The 18,173-nt window shown below is 62.4% G+C and carries 13 protein-coding genes; 2 read left to right on the top strand and 11 right to left on the bottom strand.

Annotated features, from left to right (window positions below; all coding sequences use genetic code 11):
- Positions 1 to 58: 58 nt before the first annotated feature.
- The 5 genes from B0G75_RS05500 to manD all read right to left on the bottom strand — a co-directional run bounded on the left by B0G75_RS05500 (position 59) and on the right by manD (position 6,119).
- Positions 59 to 892, bottom strand: coding sequence for a GntR family transcriptional regulator (locus B0G75_RS05500; RefSeq protein WP_106301491.1), 834 nt, complete (start codon positions 890 to 892; stop codon positions 59 to 61).
- A 95-nt stretch (positions 893 to 987) separates the two neighbouring features.
- Entirely contained in the window at positions 988 to 2,280 is a 1,293-nt protein-coding gene (locus B0G75_RS05495) for an MFS transporter (protein ID WP_106301488.1), read from the bottom strand.
- A gap of 108 nt (positions 2,281 to 2,388) precedes the next feature.
- Positions 2,389 to 3,435 carry an L-idonate 5-dehydrogenase gene (locus B0G75_RS05490; protein ID WP_106301485.1) on the bottom strand — a complete coding sequence of 349 codons (1,047 nt, stop codon included), beginning with the start codon at positions 3,433 to 3,435 and terminating at the stop codon, positions 2,389 to 2,391.
- A gap of 31 nt (positions 3,436 to 3,466) precedes the next feature.
- On the bottom strand, positions 3,467 to 4,864 hold the full coding sequence (locus B0G75_RS05485; protein ID WP_258194225.1) for an MFS transporter: 1,398 nt from the start codon (positions 4,862 to 4,864) through the stop codon (positions 3,467 to 3,469).
- Positions 4,865 to 4,910: 46 nt separating this feature from the next.
- Entirely contained in the window at positions 4,911 to 6,119 is a 1,209-nt protein-coding gene (gene manD / locus B0G75_RS05480; protein WP_106301482.1) for a D-mannonate dehydratase ManD, read from the bottom strand.
- Between the two features lie 229 nt (positions 6,120 to 6,348).
- On the opposite strand from manD, the gene B0G75_RS05475 reads away from it, so the two are divergent.
- Positions 6,349 to 7,839 (top strand): mannitol dehydrogenase family protein, encoded by a 1,491-nt coding sequence (locus tag B0G75_RS05475; protein ID WP_106301479.1) that lies wholly within the window; start codon positions 6,349 to 6,351, stop codon positions 7,837 to 7,839.
- Positions 7,840 to 7,955: 116 nt separating this feature from the next.
- Here B0G75_RS05475 and B0G75_RS05470 read toward each other — a convergent pair whose 3' ends face one another.
- Entirely contained in the window at positions 7,956 to 11,021 is a 3,066-nt protein-coding gene (locus B0G75_RS05470; protein ID WP_106301476.1) for an acetoacetate--CoA ligase, read from the bottom strand.
- Positions 11,022 to 11,452: 431 nt separating this feature from the next.
- Here B0G75_RS05470 and B0G75_RS05465 point away from each other — a divergent pair, with 431 nt between their 5' ends.
- Complete coding sequence (locus tag B0G75_RS05465; protein ID WP_106301936.1) at positions 11,453 to 12,676, top strand: GDSL-type esterase/lipase family protein; 1,224 nt, start codon at positions 11,453 to 11,455, stop codon at positions 12,674 to 12,676.
- 24 nt (positions 12,677 to 12,700) lie between these two features.
- Here the strand turns inward: B0G75_RS05465 and B0G75_RS40520 are convergent, their stop codons facing one another.
- The 5 genes from B0G75_RS40520 to B0G75_RS05445 form a co-directional block, all read right to left on the bottom strand.
- Positions 12,701 to 12,868, bottom strand: a complete 168-nt coding sequence (locus B0G75_RS40520) for a hypothetical protein (RefSeq protein WP_181309166.1) — start codon at positions 12,866 to 12,868, stop codon at positions 12,701 to 12,703.
- A 253-nt stretch (positions 12,869 to 13,121) separates the two neighbouring features.
- Positions 13,122 to 13,340: a hypothetical protein gene (locus B0G75_RS05460; RefSeq protein ID WP_106301473.1), complete on the bottom strand. Its 219-nt coding sequence runs from the start codon at positions 13,338 to 13,340 to the stop codon at positions 13,122 to 13,124.
- Positions 13,341 to 13,735: 395 nt separating this feature from the next.
- Entirely contained in the window at positions 13,736 to 15,385 is a 1,650-nt protein-coding gene (locus tag B0G75_RS05455) for a hypothetical protein (RefSeq protein WP_106301470.1), read from the bottom strand.
- Positions 15,386 to 15,428: 43 nt separating this feature from the next.
- Positions 15,429 to 17,246: a glutamine--fructose-6-phosphate transaminase (isomerizing) gene (gene glmS / locus B0G75_RS05450; protein WP_106301467.1), complete on the bottom strand. Its 1,818-nt coding sequence runs from the start codon at positions 17,244 to 17,246 to the stop codon at positions 15,429 to 15,431.
- A gap of 176 nt (positions 17,247 to 17,422) precedes the next feature.
- Positions 17,423 to 18,121, bottom strand: a complete 699-nt coding sequence (locus tag B0G75_RS05445) for a FadR/GntR family transcriptional regulator (RefSeq protein WP_106301464.1) — start codon at positions 18,119 to 18,121, stop codon at positions 17,423 to 17,425.
- Positions 18,122 to 18,173: the final 52 nt, after the last annotated feature.

The raw sequence follows: 18,173 nt of genomic DNA, 5'->3' as shown, positions 1-18,173 counted from the left end.
GTACGTCTGCGCTTTTTTGCGCGACAACTGCAACGAGCGAGACCCTTCACGGCTCGCGTCACGTCGACAAGGGCACGCGCTCCGGTTCGTCCGCATCGAACCACGCCGGATTGCGCGCTGCAATCGGACCAAGCGACATCAGAATCTCGCGCAGATGGCTGCGCATCGCCTCTTCGGCGGCGCCCGGGTCGTGCGCGCGAAGGCCCGCCAGAATTTTCGCGTGCTGCTTGATCAGCAGATCGAGCGGCGATACGTCGGGCAAGCTCAGGTAGCGCACCCGATCCATCTGCGCCTTGATGTCCTGAATCGTTTCCCACGCCGCCGTGCAATCAATCGCTTGGGCAATCGCGTAATGAAACGCCTCATCGAGCGCGAGGAAAGCGGCGGTGTCGTTTGCTTTCGCCGCGATCTTCTGGTCGCGAAGATTGTCGGCCAGCGCCTGCAACTGCCCGTCGGAAATCGACACGGCGGCCTTCTTCACCACCGCCGTCTCGATCGCTTCGCGAATGAAGCGCCCTTCCCGCACCTGGCGCGGCGAAATGCGCTTCACGAAGGTGCCACGCTGCGGCAATACCTGAAGCACGCCCGCTTCGACCAACTTGATGAACGCCTCCCGCACCGGTTGTCGCGACACCTGAAACATGTCGGACACTTCCTTTTCAGAGAGCGGCGTGCCCGGCACCAGTTGACCGACAAAAATCGCCTCACGCAGCGCACGGAAAATCTGTTTGCCGATCGGCTCGTGTGAGTCGAACGAGACGCTGGCGGTCAGATCCGGCAGTTCGACGCGCGCACCGGCCTGCACGCTCGCGCGGCGTCGTGCGCGGGGCGCGACGAGCGCGACATCGGTGGAAAAAGAAGACGCGTTGGCGTGGAGTTTCTTGGTCGGCATCGGCTAAAGCAGCGAATGGCAGCGAATGACTGGCGAGGGAGGCGGCACGCACCATGAATACCCGCCTGGCTATTAGTAAAGCGTGTCGCACCATACTACCATGCACGCTCCATGTTCAACGCACTCGCCCGCGGCTCGCGAATCCACACCAGCGAACACACCGCGCCGAGCACGGCAATCACCCCGGCCAGCACGAACGCACTAGCGTAATTGCCGTGCGTCGCTTCAACGATGAAGCCCGTCACGGCAGGCCCGATCACGCCGGCCAGATTCGCCAGCAAGTGCACAAAACCACCTACGCCGCCGACGTGTTCTCGCGGCACGGTGTCCTGAATCACAGCCCAGTACACCGCGCCCGTCACGTACAGGAAGAAGATCGACACCGACATCAGCGCGACCGCACCCTGAGTACTGGCGACGCGCCCCGCCAACGCGACACACACCGCCGCCGCGCCGAGGCAACTGGCCAGCACGAGCTTGCGCGAAAGCAGCGGCTTGCCGGTCAGGCGCAAGATGAAGTCCGAGATGAAGCCACCCGCCGCGAGCCCGATACTGCCGAGCAGCCATGGAATCACCGTGGCGAAACTCATGTCGCGCAGGCTCAGGTGATGCGCCTCGGTCAGATAGGTCGGGAACCACGACAGGAAAAAGAACAGCACATAGTTGTATGAGAAGAAAGCGAACGCGGTCGCAAGAATGATCGGCTTGCGCAGGAAGTGCCGGAGGCCAAGCCTTTCGCCGTTGGCCGAATGCGCGATCGCATGCTCGTCCGCCTGACCGGCGCGGATGAGTTCGATTTCGTCAGGTGTGACGCGCGAATTCTGGTGCGGGTGTTCGGTCGTCGTTGCCACCCACAGGACGAGCCACAGGAGTCCCAGCAGCATGATCGCGACAAAGGCCCAGCGCCAGCCGAACTGCACTGCCATGAACCCGACCACCGGACCCGCCAGTGCGCCGCCGAGCGGTGTGCCCGAACTGATCACGCCAATCGCGCTCGCGACTTCTTTGCGCGGGAACCAGTTATTCACCATCTTGCTGTTCGACGAACTGAACGGACCTTCGCCCATGCCGAACAGCACGCGCAGCACGATCAACGAACCGATGCCGGTTGCCAACGCGGTCGCGCCGCAAAACACCGACCACACGCCCATCGCGGTGCCGAACACACGCTTCGCGCCGACCTTGTCGGACAGTACGCCGCCCACAAAATTGAACAGCGCATAGCCGATAAAAAAACTGCTGAACACGATGCCCAGTTGCGCATGCGAGAAGTTCAGGTCTTTCTGGATCAACGGTGCGGCGATCGACAGCGCGGCTCGATCGAGGTAGTTGATGACGCCCGCCAGAAACAGTAGCGCGACGACAAACCAGCGTTGACTCTTGATCATCAGGTGTCTCCATCGGGGTCGCCTCTTGGCGGGCTTTTGAATAGTTCCAGCTTGCCTGGCTTCGGTAGGCGCTGCGCACCGGCGCAGCGCCCCTGCAACAGGGGAGGTTCAGTCGAAGGTCAGATGCACCTTCATCGACTGCGAGCGGTCGAGCGCCACTTCGAACGCACGGTTTGCTTCGCTCATCGCGAACGCATGCGTCATCAGCGGCCGCAGATCGACCTTGCCTGAGGCGATTTCATCGGCGGCAATGGCATATTCGCTGGTAAAGCGGAACGAGCCTTGATAGCGGAGTTCTTTCGACATCACGAGATTCGCCGCCACCGGCGACTGGCCGGCCGGCAGGTTGCCCACCTGAATCACCGTGCCGCCCGCGCGCGCCGCATGCAGCGCCGTATCGAGGCCGGCGGGACTGCCCGACGCCTCGATGACCACGTCGAACGTGCCGCGTTGCACGGACCATGGATCGATCACGGCGCGCTCCGCGGCGTTCACGGTCTGATCCGCGCCGAGTTGCCGCGCGACCTGCAACGCTCGATCTGAGAGATCCAACGCGACCACGCGATGCGCTCCGGCCCGGCGCGCCACGCTCAGCAGAATGCAACCGATCGGCCCGCAACCCACCAGCAACACACTCGCGCCGACCAGCGACCCGGCCTGCTTCACCGCATGCAACGCAACGGCGAGAGGCTCGGCCATCGACGCCTGCGCGAAATCTACGCCATCCGGCACCGGCACGCATTGCCGCGCCGCGACGACGATGTACTGACGAAACATGCCCTGCGTATGCGGGAACGTAGAGGCACTGCCCATGAAGCGCATGTTCAGACAATGATTCGGCATCCCCCCGACGCAAAAGCGGCACGTCCCGCAGGCCAGCCCCGGATTGACGGCAACGCGCTGCCCGGGCGTGAGCCGATGCTCCGCGCTCACGCCCTCGCCGAGCGAATCGATCTCGCCCGCCACTTCATGTCCGAGCACAAACGGCTCGCGCACGGCGAAATCGCCGCTCTTGCCTTTGAAGTAGTACGACAGATCTGAGCCGCAAATGCCGCCGGCGCGTACACGCACGCGTACCTGGCCTGGACCGGGTTCGGGCGGATCGACTTCGTCGATGCGGATCAGTTTGGGTTCGTGAAGCACGGCTGCAAGCATGATGGACTCCGGTATGGCAAAGGTCGCGCGCTCAGGGCTGCGCGAGGGAAGACGAAGATGAGGACGCTCGCGCTGCAGTACGCGCCTCGACCGGCTCACCGCCGCCCCAATCATGGAGATCGCCACCGCGGCGCAGAGGCGCGGTTTCCGGCAAAGCAAAGAGCGATACCGCCGACACGATGCCAAGCACCGCCACGTAGATGATCAACGCGAGCGAATTGCCATGCGTGAGCTGAATCAGCTTGACGGCCAGCAGTCCGAGTACACCGCTGCCGAGCAACGAGCCGATCTGCCAGATCAGCGCGATACCGCTGCACCGCACGCGCGCCGGGAAGAGTTCGGGGAACAGTGCCGCTTGCGGTGCATAGCAGAGACTGTGTCCCACGCTGATGGCGAGAATCATCAGGAGCTGGATCGCCGCGCGGTTGCCGCTATCGATCGCCATGAAAAACGGCACGACGAGCGCCACGTGCAACAACGCACCCGCGATAAAGGTCGGTCGCCGTCCGATGCGATCGGACAGGGCACCGGCAAGCGGAATCGTCACGAGTTCGAGCGCGACCGCGACGATCACCGTTTCGAGCAGCATGCCTTGCGCGATGCCGTGTGCTTTGCCGTAGGCGAGCACGATCATCGTGTACATCGCAAAGGCGCAAGCCTCGATCAATTTGGCGCCGACACCCTTGACGACGGTCGGGCCGAACTGCCGCACCACTTCCACCACCGGGCGCGAAGCCACTGCCTTGGTGCGCTGGATCGTCGCGAAGATCGGCGACTCCTCGGTGCGCAAGCGGATATACAGACCCACGGCGACCAGCAGCGCGCTCGCGAGAAACGGAATGCGCCAGCCCCAGTCGAGCAACTGCGCCTGCGTCAACGTCGCACCGAGCAGCGCGAACAGCCCCGACGGAATCAGGAAGCCCGCCGGTGCGCCGAGTTGCACGAGGCTCGCGAAGAAGCCGCGCCGCGCCGGCGGTGCGTATTCCGCCGTGAGCAGGACGGCGCCCGCCTGCTCGCCGCCCACGCCGAAGCCTTGCAAGACGCGTATCAAGATCAGCGCGATCGGCGCCCAGATGCCGATCGACTGATAGTCCGGCAGCAGGCCGATAGCGAACGTGCCCAAACCGACGATCAGGATCGTCACGATCAGCGCCTTCTTGCGGCCGACGCGATCGCCGAAGTGACCGAACACGATGCCGCCTAGCGGCCGCGCCAGAAAACCGACAGCGTACGTGGCGAAGGCGGCGAGCGTGCCGATCAGCGGGTCAGCGGAAGGGAAGAATTTCTGGCCGAACACCAGCACGGCAGCCGTGCCGTAGACGAAGAAATCGTAGTACTCGGCCGCGGTGCCGATGGTCGAGGCGAAGGCCACCCGACGCAGCATAGCGGTACTGGCCGGCGCGGCGGCTTGCGGACGTGCTGGGTTCACGCGTGTCTCCATGATTTTGTAGTCAGAACAGTCGAGCGAGATCAGCTCACCAGTTCCACAGCGTCCCGTCTTCGAGACGCGCGACCGGCAGGTACGCCGGGTCGTAGGGATACCGCGCGGCCGCTGCCTCGTCGATATCGACGCCATGGCCCGGCGCTTCGCCCGGATGCATCATGCCGCGCTCGAAGCGCCATGCATGCGGGAATACGTCGAGCGCTTCCTGCGGAAAGCCCATGTATTCCTGCACGCCGAAATTCGGCACCCACAGATCGAAGTGCAGCGCCGCGCCCATGCACACCGGCGACAGATCCGACGGTCCGTGGCAACCGGTCCGAACCTGGTAGAGCGAAGCAAAATCCGCAATGCGCCGCAGATGCGTAATGCCGCCCGCGTGCGTCAAGGTGGCGCGGATATAGTCGATCAACTGCTCCTCGATCAACTGTTTGCAATCCCAGATGCTGTTGAAAACTTCGCCCACCGCGATTGGGGTGACGGTGTGCTCGCGAATCAGCCGGAAGCCGGCCTGATTTTCCGCGGGCGTTGGGTCTTCCATCCAGAACAGGCGATACGGTTCGATCGATTTACCGAGACGCGCGGCTTCGATCGGCGTCAAACGGTGGTGGACGTCATGCAGCAAATGCGTATCGAAGCCGAACTTGTCGCGCACCGCGTCAAAGAGCTTCGGAACGAAGTCGAGATACTTTTCCGACGACCAGCTCTGCTCCTCGACCGCGCCCTTCGTAGCCGGCTCGTACATGCCGCTGCCCTTCGACACGCCGTACACCGAGCGCATATTCGGCACGCCGCATTGAATGCGAATCGCCTGATAGCCGGCTTCGATGTGTTCCGCGTAACGGTCGAGCGCTTCGGGAATATCGCGGCCGGTGGCGTGGCCGTACACCATCACGCTTTCTCGCGAGGCGCCGCCGAGCAGCTTGTACAGCGGCATGCCCGTCACTTTGCCGAGAATGTCCCACAGCGCCATATCGACCGCGGCGATCGCCGTCATCGTGACAGGACCGCGGCGCCAGTACGCGCCTTTGTACAGGTATTGCCAGGTGTCTTCGATACGGCCGGGATCGCGCCCGATCAGCAACGGGCACACGTGATCTTTCAGGTACGAAGCGACCGCGAGTTCGCGGCCGTTCAGCGTTGCATCTCCAATGCCGTGTACGCCTTCGTCCGTGACGATTTTCAATGTGACGAAATTGCGACCCGGGCACGTGACGATCACGTCGGCGCGAACGATCTTCATGACATCTTCCTTGCAAAGGCAAGTCACGAACCGCGCGGAACGGCGGCACGCGACTGGCTGTTTTTCGATGCTGGTTTCGGGCGCCGGTTGAGGTGGAAAATCACACGCGTCAACTGGTCTAAAACCGTTTGAACGATGCTACCATACAAGTATAGTGAAACGTCAAATCAGGGTTTTCCCGTTGAACGGCGCCGTCCCGGAGCCTTTTTCCGCCATCTGGATTCATGACATGATCTCTGTTGCCACCTTGCCTCGCCTCGTCCGCCAAGCACTGCCCACGCTGCAAACGCCTCTGCTGTCACCGCAATGGCAGGAGCCGCGCATCGGCATCGTTCATCTGGGGATCGGCAACTTCCATCGTGCGCATCAGGCCCTCTACACGGAGGAGGCCATGCTTGCCGCCGGCGGCGACTGGGGCATTTGCGGCGTCACGCTGCAAGGCGATGTCGGCAAGCGCGATGCGTTGATGGAGCAGCAAGGCCTCTATAGCGTGGTTGAACGCGGGCCACATGGCGCCAAGGTGACGGTCGTGCGTGCGCTGCGTGAGGTGCTGGCCATGCCGCACGATCAGGCCGCCCTGTTCGCGCGCCTCGCGGACCCGGCGGTACGGATCGTCTCGTTGACCGTGACTGAAAAAGGCTACTGCCGCGACCCGAGAACCGGCGAGGTCGCGCTGGACAATCCCGCCGTTGCACACGATCTGGCTTACCCGTTCGAACCGCGCACGGTGCCGGGCATCCTCGTCGCTGCATTGCGCCAGCGGCGCGACGATGCGCACGGCCAGCCGTTCACGGTGCTCTCGTGCGACAACCTTTCCCATAACGGCGCCGCGTTGCGCCAGGTGGTCTGTTCGTTCGCACGGCAACTCGATGCCGCGCTGGCTGACTGGATCGCCGCCCACGTTGCGTTTCCATCGACGATGGTCGACCGTATCGTGCCGGCCACCACCCACGCCGAACGCGTCACCGTGGCCCGCGCGATCGTCTATCAGGATGCCGCGCCGGTGCCGTGCGAGCCGTTCCGGCAATGGGTCATCGAAGACCGTTTCCCCGCAGGGCGCCCCGCATGGGAGGCGGTCGGCGCGCAACTCGTCGACGACGTGACGCCGTTCGAACTGGCGAAGCTTCGCATGCTGAACGGCACGCATTCGACGCTAGCCTATCTGTCGATGCTCGGCGGCTTCGAGACGATCGACGCAGCGATCTCTTACCCCGCCATGCGCGATCTCATCCACGCAATGATGGCGGAAGAAATCGCGCCGACGCTGAACATGCCGGTATCATTCGACCTGTCCGCCTATCGGGACGCATTGCTCGAGCGTTACGCGAATCCGGCGCTGAAACATCGCTGCTCGCAGATTGCAATGGACGGCAGCCAGAAGATTCCGCCGCGTCTGCTCGACACGATTGCGGCGCGGATCGACGCGGGTCAATCGTTCACGCGTCTCGCGCTGGCAGTAGCGGCCTGGATGATGTTTTTGCGGGGTCATGCAGACGACGGCACGCGTTATGAAATCAGCGACCCGCTGGCGAGCAGACTGCACGCGCTCGCCATATCCGCGCATGACGAACCGCAAGCGCTGATGGACGCATTACTATCGGTGCGCGAAGTGTTTCCGGCGGATCTGGCCGCACTTCCCGAGTTCAGAGAAGCGCTTCTGCGCGCATTGCGGTTGCTTCTTGAAAATGGCGCACGGGGCGCCATTGCCGCGTTGCAATGAAGTGCCGCTGTGCGGCGGCAGGTCCAGGCGGCAATGCGCGCTCAGGCTCCCGGCGGCGCGGTACGCTGGTCCGCAACCAGTTGCCATGAGCGGCACGCCGGCTGCCCTTCGACTGCCTACGCGCCGGCCAGCCTGCGCGCGAGCGTGTCGGCCACCGTTGCCAGGTTCGGCTCAACAACGAGATCGGTATGGGCGCCGTTGATGGTCTTCACCAGCAGCCCGCTCCTCGCCACGCGCTGCCAGGCCGGCAGCGGATCGCCCTGCCCGCCCTCCCTGCCGGACGCGCGCACGTAGACGATCGGGCTGCCAAGATAGCGGCGCGGACGATACGTCGCCATCGCGACGCGCATCGACTCGCGAACCTGCCGCAGTACCGGCGGCAGCCCCTGCGTGTCGGCTGCCGGCCTGGCGGCCATCCGGCCGAGCCGCATGCGAATCCGGTCCGCGGCTCCGAACACTCTGTCCTTCATGTAGGCCATGCGACCGCGCGCAGACAGTGCGCGGAACGCTCGCACGCGCTCCGCCATGACTTCGTACTGGAACGACAACCACTCGTGCAACGGCAAATAGCGTTCGTCCACGTAAGTATCGAGCAGACACAGCAACTCGATCTTCTCGCCCGCCGCAACAAGTTGCTGCGCCATCTCGAACGCGACCAGGCCGCCAAACGAATAGCCCACCAGCGCATACGGACCGCGCGGCTGCACCGCGCGCATCTGCCGGACATAGACCCTCGCCATCTCCTCGACGCATCGCTGCGGCTCCTCGTCGCCATCGAGCCCGCGCGCCTGCAGACCGTACACAGGCCGCTCGCTTTCCAGCGCGCCGGCCAGCGTCAGGCACTCCATCACCGAACCCGTGATGCTATGAAGCATGAACACAGGCCTTCCGCGGCCCGCGCGCATCGGCACGACGTTCGGATGCGCGTCCTGCGTTCGCTCGCCCGTGATGACGGTCGCGAGCCGCGCAATGGTCGGCGCGATGATGAGCGTGGCAAGCGGCAGCGTTCGGCCGGTTGCCAGCCGTATTTCGGCGAGCATCTGCGCGGCGAGCAGCGAATGGCCGCCGAGTTCGAAGAAGTTGTCGTCGCGACTGACCGGCGAGAAGCTGAAAAGCTGCTCCCAGAGCGCGCATAAATAGACTTCGACCTGCTCGGCCGACTCACGCGGTTCCGGCAACTCGCGACGTGTGCGGGCGAGCGCGGGATGCGCGCTGATCTTCTCGACGCATCCGGGGTTCGCCAGCGAAGACAGGTTGCGCACCGGCAAGCCGTTCACCGCATCACGCGCGGCCGCCTCCGATGCCTTGCCATTGTGCGTGACGGGCAGCGCTTCGACTTCGGCGATCACGTCCGGCACGAGCGCCGCCGAACCCTGCAGCATCAGTTCACGCCGCACGCGCGAAGCGAGTGCGGCGCTCATCTTCGCGCCCCGCCGCAACACGAGCAGCAGTATGACGCGCTGGCCTGATCCGCTCGCGTCATGGGCAGTCTGCGCGACGACCATCGACTGATTGATCTCGCCAATAGTGCTGACAATGCGGTAGATCTCGCCGGGGCTTACGTTGATGCCGCGCACATTCAGCACGCCGTCGCTGCGTCCGTGCAGACGCGCCGATCCCTGCGCCGAAAACTCGATGATGTCGCCGTGCGTCCACACGCCCGGGTTCGCCTTGAAATAGGCGGCGTGAAAGCGCGAGCCGTCCGCGTCGCCGAAGAAGCCAAGCGGGCGCGACGGAAACGGATTGACGCAAACCAGCTCGCCGGTCATGGAGGTGGGCGCGCCCTCGTTCCACGCCTGAACATCGAGGCCCAGACTCCTGCACTGTGCTTCGCCGGCATAGACCGGCAGATTCGGATTGCCCAGCACGAAGCAGCCGATGATATCGGTGCCGCCGGAAATGGACTGAAGCTGCAGCGGCTTGACGTAGGCGCGCACCCATTCGAACTGCGAGTCGTACAGCACGGCGCCCGTCGACATCATCGCGCGCAGCGAATCCAGCCCGAACTGCTCGCCGGGTTTCAGGCCCGCGTCCTCGCACATCTTCAGATAGGCGGGACTCGTGCCGAACACGGTCACGCGCTCATCGGCGACCAGCCGCCAAAGCGTGTCGACTTCCGAAACCGGTCCGTCGTACGTGACGATCTCGACGCCCGAAGCCAACACTGACAACTGCCAGTTCCACATCATCCATGAGCAGCTCGTGTGAAAGTACAGCTTGTCGCCAGGACCCAGGTCACTGTGCAACTGATGCTCTTTCAGATGTTCGAGCAAGGTGCCGCCGGCACCGTGCACGATGCACTTGGGTTTTCCCGTCGTGCCCGACGAGAACATGATGAAAAGCGGATGATTGAACGGAAAGCGACGCCATTCGAAGCGCGCGGCGTCGCCCTGAACGATGAGATCGCGCAGCGAATGCTGAGGCTGGCTCACCGTGCTCGGCAGCGGCGTTTCATCCAGGCAGATGACGTGCGTGAGCGTCGGCAGCGCCGCGGCCACTGCGGCGGCGTGCGAAGCGATCGAGCCGGCCGTGTCGAATGAGCGCTGCGTCGTGTGCGCGAACAGCATGCGCGGCGCGAGCGGCTCGAAGCGGTCGAGGATCGCCTGCACGCCCGTTTCAGGCGCCGCGGTGGAGAGCGTCGCGCCCAGCGCCGTCACCGCGAGCGCGGTAATGATTGCGTGCGCGTCGTTGCGCATCATCGCGACCACGCGGTCGCCCGGACGCAGACCGAGCTCGTTGAGCGAACAGGCAAGGCGCGCGACGCGCTCGCGCAGCTCGCCGCGCGTCATCGTTTCGCGACGGCCATCGGCATAACGCGCGGTGAGTGCCGGCGACTCGTCCGGCGCGATCTTCGACCCAAGAACGCTTTGGGCGTAATTCAACTCGACGTTCGGAAAGAAGGAAGCGGTCTCGCAATCGTCGCCGACGCAAGCCGGCTCCACCTTACCGCCCCATTCCATTCCCTCGGTCCACTGCAGAAAGCACTGCCAGAACCGGCGAAATTCGCGCGTCGAATAAGCATGCAGTTCTGGATAGTCCGCGAAACGCTCACCAGTGAAGTTTTCCAGCGCCGCGGTAAAGCGTGACATGCGTGATCCGGCGACGTGCTCCGGCAAGTTCTGAAATACGGGTTCGCGCGCATACATACGCATGCTGGCCCCGACGAAATTCTCGTGATTCATCCCGCCACCAGTTGTGGAATAAAGCGTTATATGTAGTTATCTGCCTGCCGGCCGGCGGGCGCCGGCGAACAGTCGCATTCCGACAATGCCTCTTATTTGGCCTTGGGCACTCTTCCCTCACAAACAGATTACTGCGCGAGACAACGATGCTATGTGCGACCTCACACAAAATTACATGCGTCGCCGCGCGACGTCCCGCGCACGATGTTCGACCGCCGGCTCTTTGCGGGCAAGTATCTGAATTCGCTCGCCGTCCGCCACAGTGTTGTCTACCGTACTGAACGCATATGCAAAGAACGTTTAAATCGACAGACAGCGAGTAGGCCTACCAAAGAGGATCAGGCTCGCGCGCTGCACGACAAGAACATTGTGCGATGCGTCTGCAACCGTCATTGCACTCACTGAAGCTCGCGTTCCACGAGGAAAAAGACGTGAACCGATGGATTCGGGCGCTTTTCAAAGCGGCCCTGGTCATCTCTATCGTGCTGCCTGGTACCGCCAGCAATAGCGTGCAAGGCGTCGAGACGTCCGCGCCCTGGATAGGCACGTGGTCGGCTTCGCCCTCCATCACCGACGATGCCGGCTTCAATAACCAGACGTTGCGGCAGATAGTGCACACCAGCATCGGCGGGACATCGGCGCGAATCCATTTGTCCAACCTTTTCGGCTCCGAGCCGCTGGTAATCGGCGAAGCGCGAATCGCGCGGGGCGCGCAAGGTCAGGAAACGGTGCCCGGCAGCGACCGCGCCGTCACGTTCGGCGGTCAGCCGAACGTGACGATTCCCGTGGGTGCTTCGGTCGTGAGCGACCCGGTCGCGTTCGAATTTCCTCCGCTATCCGATGTCGCCATCAGTCTCTATCTACCCGTGCGGACGGCGCCGCGCTCGACCGGCCACGTCGACGGCCTGCAAGATATCTATATCGCCGCTGGAGACGTTGCCGCCGACCCGGCCTTCACCGGCGGGAGCATAGTCTCCCCGGGCGGCCAGTCCTACTACTTCCTGACGAACGTCGACGTGTTGAACCCGGCCGCAACCGGGGCGGTGGTCACGTTTGGCGCTTCCATAACCGATGGCCTCGTGTCGAGTGTGAATGAAAACCGCCGCTGGCCCAATCGCCTCGCCATACGGCTGCAACAGGCCGGCATGACTGTGGGCGTGCTCAACCAGGGCATTAGCGGAAATAACTTCTTTACCGATAACTTTGGACAGGCCGGTCTCAAACGCTTCGGTCGCGACGTGCTCCAGCAAGCGGGCGCGAATTGGGTGGTCATCTCGGACGATGCAATCAACGATCTGAACGCCGACAAACCGCCCACGGCTCCCCGCTTGATCGGTGCACTGCGACACCTCATCGAGCGCGCGCATCGCGCCAACATCAAGGTGATCTGCTCTACGCTGACGCCGTTTGCCGCAACGGGACCCGTCGAAGCAGCGCGGCAAGACATTAACGCCTTCATCCTGAGTCCGACAAGCGGCTGCGACGCGGTACTCGATCAGGCGAAGGCCGTCAGCGACCCCGCCAATCCCGCTGTTTTGCTGCCCGCTTATAACAGCGGCGATAACCTCCATCCGAACGAGGCGGGCTTGCAAGCCATCGCCGACGCGATGGATCTGGATGCGCTCACAGCCGGGCCGCCCGTCCAGGCACCCTGATAACGGCTGCGCAGGCGAAACGACTCATTTACGCAAGCATCGTCGACGTCCGCCCAGTTTTCGCGCTCCAGCACCGGTCTTCAACATTTTCTTTTTATCGGACGTGAATAGCAGGACATCCATCACCGCCAACAGCGAGAGCAAGACAATCGCGACGAAAACAAACGTCCCGACGATGCTCAAAAGTGTCATATGTCCTCCGTGAGTTAAGGGAAGCGGGGATCGATGCGCACTTTATCATTCCCACGGGCGCGGCCGCGATTTGAACGCTGCCCGCTCCGCCACACCTGATCAGCCGGCTCAACCCTGCACTCTCCTATAACGCTCCATTAAGTTGTTAGCAAGACATGCACGTCCGACCTGGCGTCCTGCGCTGTGTCTCGGATGCGGACATACGCCATGCCGCAGCATGAATTACATCTTAAGAGTAAACCCACAGCGGCATTCACCACTCCCGGAGCACCGCCACCAGCCGGGTGTTTATTGTCCGCGCATTCCTGAGCAGTTTAATTTCTGTGTGCGCCGTGCCGCAGAACGGGCTCGCCTTTAGCTTCAACATCGGCACCAAATACATCAAAACGGGGGAGACAAAGTGGCAATCAGTAAATTTGAGGCACCAGGTTGAGTCGCCTGGATTGAACGCTTTACCGCTGTTCACGCCCATAAATCAATTCCAATATGCAGGCTCGCCATGTGCACATCAACCACAATCGTTGTCGTCGTTTCCGTATGGATCACCGTCGTAGTCCTGCTTTGGCTACTGGTTCGCAACGGCGCACTACGAGAGCGCGAGGAATATGAAAATCCGCTCGCCAGCAAGCAGAAGCGGCGTGCCGCGAACGAACGGCGTTATGGAGATGCCGATAACGGTCACGCAGACTCGCCCGATATTCACGGGCCGTCCGGAAGAAAGAGAACACCGTGAGATAAACGGACGCGAACAGAGACAGCCCCGGCGTAACGCGGGGCTGTCGCTTTAGTGCTCTCGTATCCTGGATCTGCCCGGATAGACGATCGCCGGAAGATCCGACGCCGCGCGCCGGATACGGAAGTGATTCGTTATTTACCGCGCTTTTTCATCCCGTCGATGAGGGTCAACCGCCCCACCCGGTTGAACGTGTGCACGCGATCTATGCTTGCGTCCCAGTTTGCTTCAATCCGGCTCGCCGGCGTTTCCTTATAGGTAGTCTCGTCGATCGCGTCGATACGCTGAAACGACAACGCGCGCCCGTACTTACCACTGCAATCTTGCGCGGGCCGATACCATTGCCCGTGATGTTCGAAGATGGTCCCCGCGGGGCGAGCAGTTCTGATATCCGACACGATCGGGTTGCAGGGATGAGGATGCCAGTCCTTGCTCAACAGCGTGTCCGACCAGAACAGAAACAACTCGTCGGACAGCGGTGCGTGCTCGTTTTCCCGCATGCAGGCGAACAGCCAATATTTTCCGTCGTGACGCCAGATCGTCGTGTCCACGGCCATAACGTCATCCATCAGGTTCATGACGTGTTCCCATTGATCCGGGAACCGCGTGCACCGATAAAGCTCGATGGCCTTGCTCTCGTTGGTCTCAGGAATCATGTAGAGTTCGCCGTCTTCCTCCAGCATGAATGGATAAGACAGGTGATAAGGCCGCTCCAGAATTTTCACGGGAGGCAGGATCGGCTGGTCGTTTGCATCGAAACGGATAACCGAGAGATGCCCCCTGTTCTTCGAATATTCGAGTTCTTCGATAAAGACCGCATACTCGCCATTTCTTTCGACCACGAAGGGGTCTGCCCAGAAGCGGTCCTTGGGCGGCAGCAGTTGCTTGAATTCGAAAAGACGCTCAGGGAGGTGATCGTTCTCGCCGAAGTGGTACAGCAGCATCCACTGTTCGAACTTGCGCAACCCGCTTGCCTTCTTTGCGACGGTTCTCGCCATCAACTGGCCAATGAACTTGCCGTAAGCGCCGCTGGTCGGTTCGGCGATTTTCTCTCCGGAATAGAACGCCGGTGGCGCATCAGCCTGCGTGTATTTCAGCCTGAATTTGTCTTCGCCGATCTCCCTCAGCTCGCGCAACTTTCGCGGCGCGAAAGAAAGCGTCTTCCAGTAGCAGTGGCTGCGATTCCTGTGAATCGACACAGGATAGGTCATCGACCATGATCTTTGCAGCGTGTGCGGGCGTTCGCCTGCCCGGGTCTGAAACTGCAAGGCGGATGCCGTCGTTGTGCGGTCCAGAAGAATGTCCCACACGCCGACGGGTCCATCACGTTCGACTACTTCATCGCCATGCCGATACGACCAGATGCCGCAAGAGGCCGTATCGAAGATCTCGCCGCACGGCCGCAACGGGCCCAGCCGCAGGAATACGGTGATGCCGTGCGCGGCGATTTTCGCGAGGTCGCGAGGATCGAAATGATCCCCGCATTCCTTGCTCTCCACCTCGACATTCAAGGTCGGCACTTCCGCCAGCGCCGGAGTCAACGACTCGGTCCTGAATGCGTCGTGCCCAACCTTAACGAGCCGCTTGTCTAGCGCCATCCACAGCGACAAGGGCCACGGACCGGCCTGCGAAGCGGTTTTCCTCGCCGGCCGCCGTTGGTACGCATATTTGACGACCAGGGCGATCTCCATTCCCTGCTCGGCGGCAATCAGTCCGAGCATGTGATTCACCCAGGCCGGCAACGCGACGTCGTCGACGAGAACCCCAACCTTTATCGTGTTCATCACTGATTGTCTTGATGGATCGATATGCAACGTGCCCCGCGCTTCATTCCACCGTCACCGATTTCGCGAGGTTGCGCGGCTTGTCGACGTCGGTCCCGCGCGTGCACGCCGTGTGATACGCGAGCAGTTGCAAAGGCAGCACGTGCAGGATCGGCGACAACGCCCCGTAGTACTCGGGCATCTGAATGACGCGCAACCCTTCCTCGTTCGACAGATTCGCATCGGCATCGGCGAAGACGTACACCTGGCCCCTGCGGGCGCGAACCTCCTGAATGTTCGACTTCAGCTTCTCCAGCAAGCCGTCGTTCGGCGCGGTCACGACGACCGGCATCGCATCGGTCACGAGCGCAAGCGGTCCGTGCTTCAGTTCGCCGGCGGGATAGCCCTCGGCGTGAATGTACGAAATCTCCTTGAGCTTTAACGCGCCTTCCAGCGCGATCGGGAAGTGCGATCCGCGGCCGAGGAAGATCGCGCTATCCGTGCGCGCGATCTCGTGTGCCCACGCGATGATTTGCGGTTCGCGCGCCAGCACGCCCTGCAGTGCCGTGGAGAGGCCCGAGAGCTGCGAGCGGTAGCTCGCTTCCTGCTGTGCATCGACGTACCCGCGTGCGCGGCCGAGCGTCACCGCGAGAACAAACAGCGCCACGAGTTGCGTGGTAAACGCCTTGGTCGACGCGACACCGATCTCGGGACCGGCTTGCGTAATGAACGACCAGCGCGACTGCCGCACGATCGCGCTCGTCGCCACGTTGCAGATCGCAAGCGTGTGGTCCTGACCGAGCGATTGCGCATGCATCAGGGCGCCGAGCGTGTCGGCGGTCTCGCCCGATTGCGAAATCGGCACTACGAGCGTGTTCTTGCCCGGGATCGTTTCGCGGTAGCGGTATTCGCTGGAAATCTCGACCTGCGTGGGAATCTTCGCGATCGACTCGAACCACGCCTTGGCGGTCAACGCGGAATAGTGGCTCGTGCCGCAGCCGAGCAGCAGGATGCGGTCGATCTGCGCGAACGCCTGCGGGTCAGTGGCGCCGAAGAGCGTGGCGTCGAACGCGCTGTTGCGGGGGAATGTTTTGGACACAGCCAGCGGCTGCTCGAAAATTTCCTTCTGCATGAAATGACGGTACGGTCCGAGCGCCGCCTCGGTGGGCGGATGGAGCAAAGTGCGCGCCTCGCGCACGACCGGCTGGCCGTCGCGGTTCATGACCCGGGTACCGTTGTGCGACAGATCGGCGATGTCGCCGTCCTGCAAAAAGATGAACCGGTCGGTGACGTCGGAAAGCGCGAGCGGGTCTGACGCAAGAAACGATTCCTTGCCGTTTATCCCGATCACGAGCGGCGAACCATACCGCGCCCCCACCACGCGCTCCGGCTCGGATTTGCAGAAGACCGCGATGGCATAGGCGCCACGCAGCTCGCTCACGGCGCGACGCACGGCTTCCGCCAGATCGCCCTGGTAGTAACTGTGAATCAGATGAGCGATCACTTCCGTGTCAGTCTGGCTGGCGAATTCATAGCCCGCGCCGCTCAGCGTGACTTTCAGCGCCTCGAAGTTTTCAATGATACCGTTGTGAACGATTGCGATCTCGTTCTGCGAGAAGATGGGATGCGCGTTCTGGGTCGCCGGCGCGCCGTGCGTCGCCCAGCGCGTGTGCGCGATGCCCGTCCAGCCTTCGAGCCCCATCTCGCGGACCTCGCGATCCAGAGAGCGGACGCGCGTCAGACTGCGCACGCGGTGTGGCGCGCCGTCCCGCAGCACGGCCACGCCGCAGGAGTCGTAGCCGCGGTATTCCAGCCGCCGCAAGCCTTCGAGCAATACCGGAACGACGTTGCGTTCCGCAATCCCAGCCACGATTCCACACATATTCCCCTCCGATGGTTTAGTCCGTTGCGCGACTCAACCGTGTTGGGATATCGCGTGGACTTCATAAAGTTTCTTCTGTTGCGCTAAAGCAGTCCGTTGCTTCGCGCATCCTTCTTCTTTATAGGCATCCGAATTAAATCGTCCCCTCCCGACACCGACGGCGGCCGGCACTCACCTCAAACCGTTTCCGCAAGCAACTGGTCCGCGCTATGGGTGATGAGTTGCATCATCGCCGCCTTGGCGCCGTCCGCATCTCCGACTTCGATCGCACGCACGACCTTGCCGTAGTCGGCGACCCGCGCCTCGTATGCGAGTGCTTGCATGCGGAAGACCGGCTGCATGGCCGTCAGCCCCATCCTGACGATGTGGCCCATCTGGCAGAGCAACGCGTCGCCGCTTGCGTCGATGATCGCCACCTGCAACGCGTCTTCGGCGGCCTTGCGCGCGACGGGATCCCCGCTCGCCTGCTGCAGATTCTGATACATGGCGGCGATGGCGATGCGCTGGTGCCGGCTCGCCCGGGTGGCCGCGAACGCAGCCGCGCGAGGGTCGACGAGCTTGCGGAATTCGATCAGCCCGTGCAGATACTCGGGATCGGGCGTGGCGCGAAGCCGCCACTCGGCAACCTCATGATCGATGATGAGCCAGTCTTTAGCCGGCTTGACGCGCGTGCCCGTCTTGGGCCTGACATCGAGAATCCGGCGCGAAATCAGGATGCTGATCGCTTCGCGCATGATCGAGCGGCTCACGCCGAGCTTCTTCGAGAGGATGACCTGCGGAGGAAGCATGTCGCCATCGAAATCCCCGTTGATGATGCCGGTCACCACCTGGTTGACCACTCGCTTGACTAGCGATGTTTCGTATCCGTGGTTCATTTTGTTTTCTCGTGGTCCTATGAGGCGTTACCTGCAAGGTCCGTCTTTTCCC

Origin of the sequence: Paraburkholderia sp. BL18I3N2, assembly GCF_003001875.1 — a bacterium.
GTDB lineage: Bacteria > Pseudomonadota > Gammaproteobacteria > Burkholderiales > Burkholderiaceae > Paraburkholderia > Paraburkholderia phytofirmans.
This window is presented reverse-complemented; position numbering and strand designations above follow the sequence as displayed.

Excerpts from the sequence above, each read along its gene's own strand:
- B0G75_RS05500 (WP_106301491.1), bottom strand. The coding sequence starts at position 892 with ATGCCGACCAAGAAACTCCACGCCAACGCGTCTTCTTTTTCCACCGAT.
- glmS (WP_106301467.1), bottom strand. The coding sequence starts at position 17,246 with ATGTGTGGAATCGTGGCTGGGATTGCGGAACGCAACGTCGTTCCGGTA.
- B0G75_RS40520 (WP_181309166.1), bottom strand. The coding sequence starts at position 12,868 with ATGACACTTTTGAGCATCGTCGGGACGTTTGTTTTCGTCGCGATTGTC.
- manD (WP_106301482.1), bottom strand. The coding sequence starts at position 6,119 with ATGAAGATCGTTCGCGCCGACGTGATCGTCACGTGCCCGGGTCGCAAT.
- B0G75_RS05495 (WP_106301488.1), bottom strand. The coding sequence starts at position 2,280 with ATGATCAAGAGTCAACGCTGGTTTGTCGTCGCGCTACTGTTTCTGGCG.
- B0G75_RS05460 (WP_106301473.1), bottom strand. The coding sequence starts at position 13,340 with ATGGGCGTGAACAGCGGTAAAGCGTTCAATCCAGGCGACTCAACCTGG.
- B0G75_RS05445 (WP_106301464.1), bottom strand. The coding sequence starts at position 18,121 with ATGAACCACGGATACGAAACATCGCTAGTCAAGCGAGTGGTCAACCAG.
- B0G75_RS05470 (WP_106301476.1), bottom strand. The coding sequence starts at position 11,021 with ATGAATCACGAGAATTTCGTCGGGGCCAGCATGCGTATGTATGCGCGC.
- B0G75_RS05490 (WP_106301485.1), bottom strand. The coding sequence starts at position 3,435 with ATGCTTGCAGCCGTGCTTCACGAACCCAAACTGATCCGCATCGACGAA.
- B0G75_RS05475 (WP_106301479.1), top strand. The coding sequence starts at position 6,349 with ATGATCTCTGTTGCCACCTTGCCTCGCCTCGTCCGCCAAGCACTGCCC.
- B0G75_RS05455 (WP_106301470.1), bottom strand. The coding sequence starts at position 15,385 with ATGAACACGATAAAGGTTGGGGTTCTCGTCGACGACGTCGCGTTGCCG.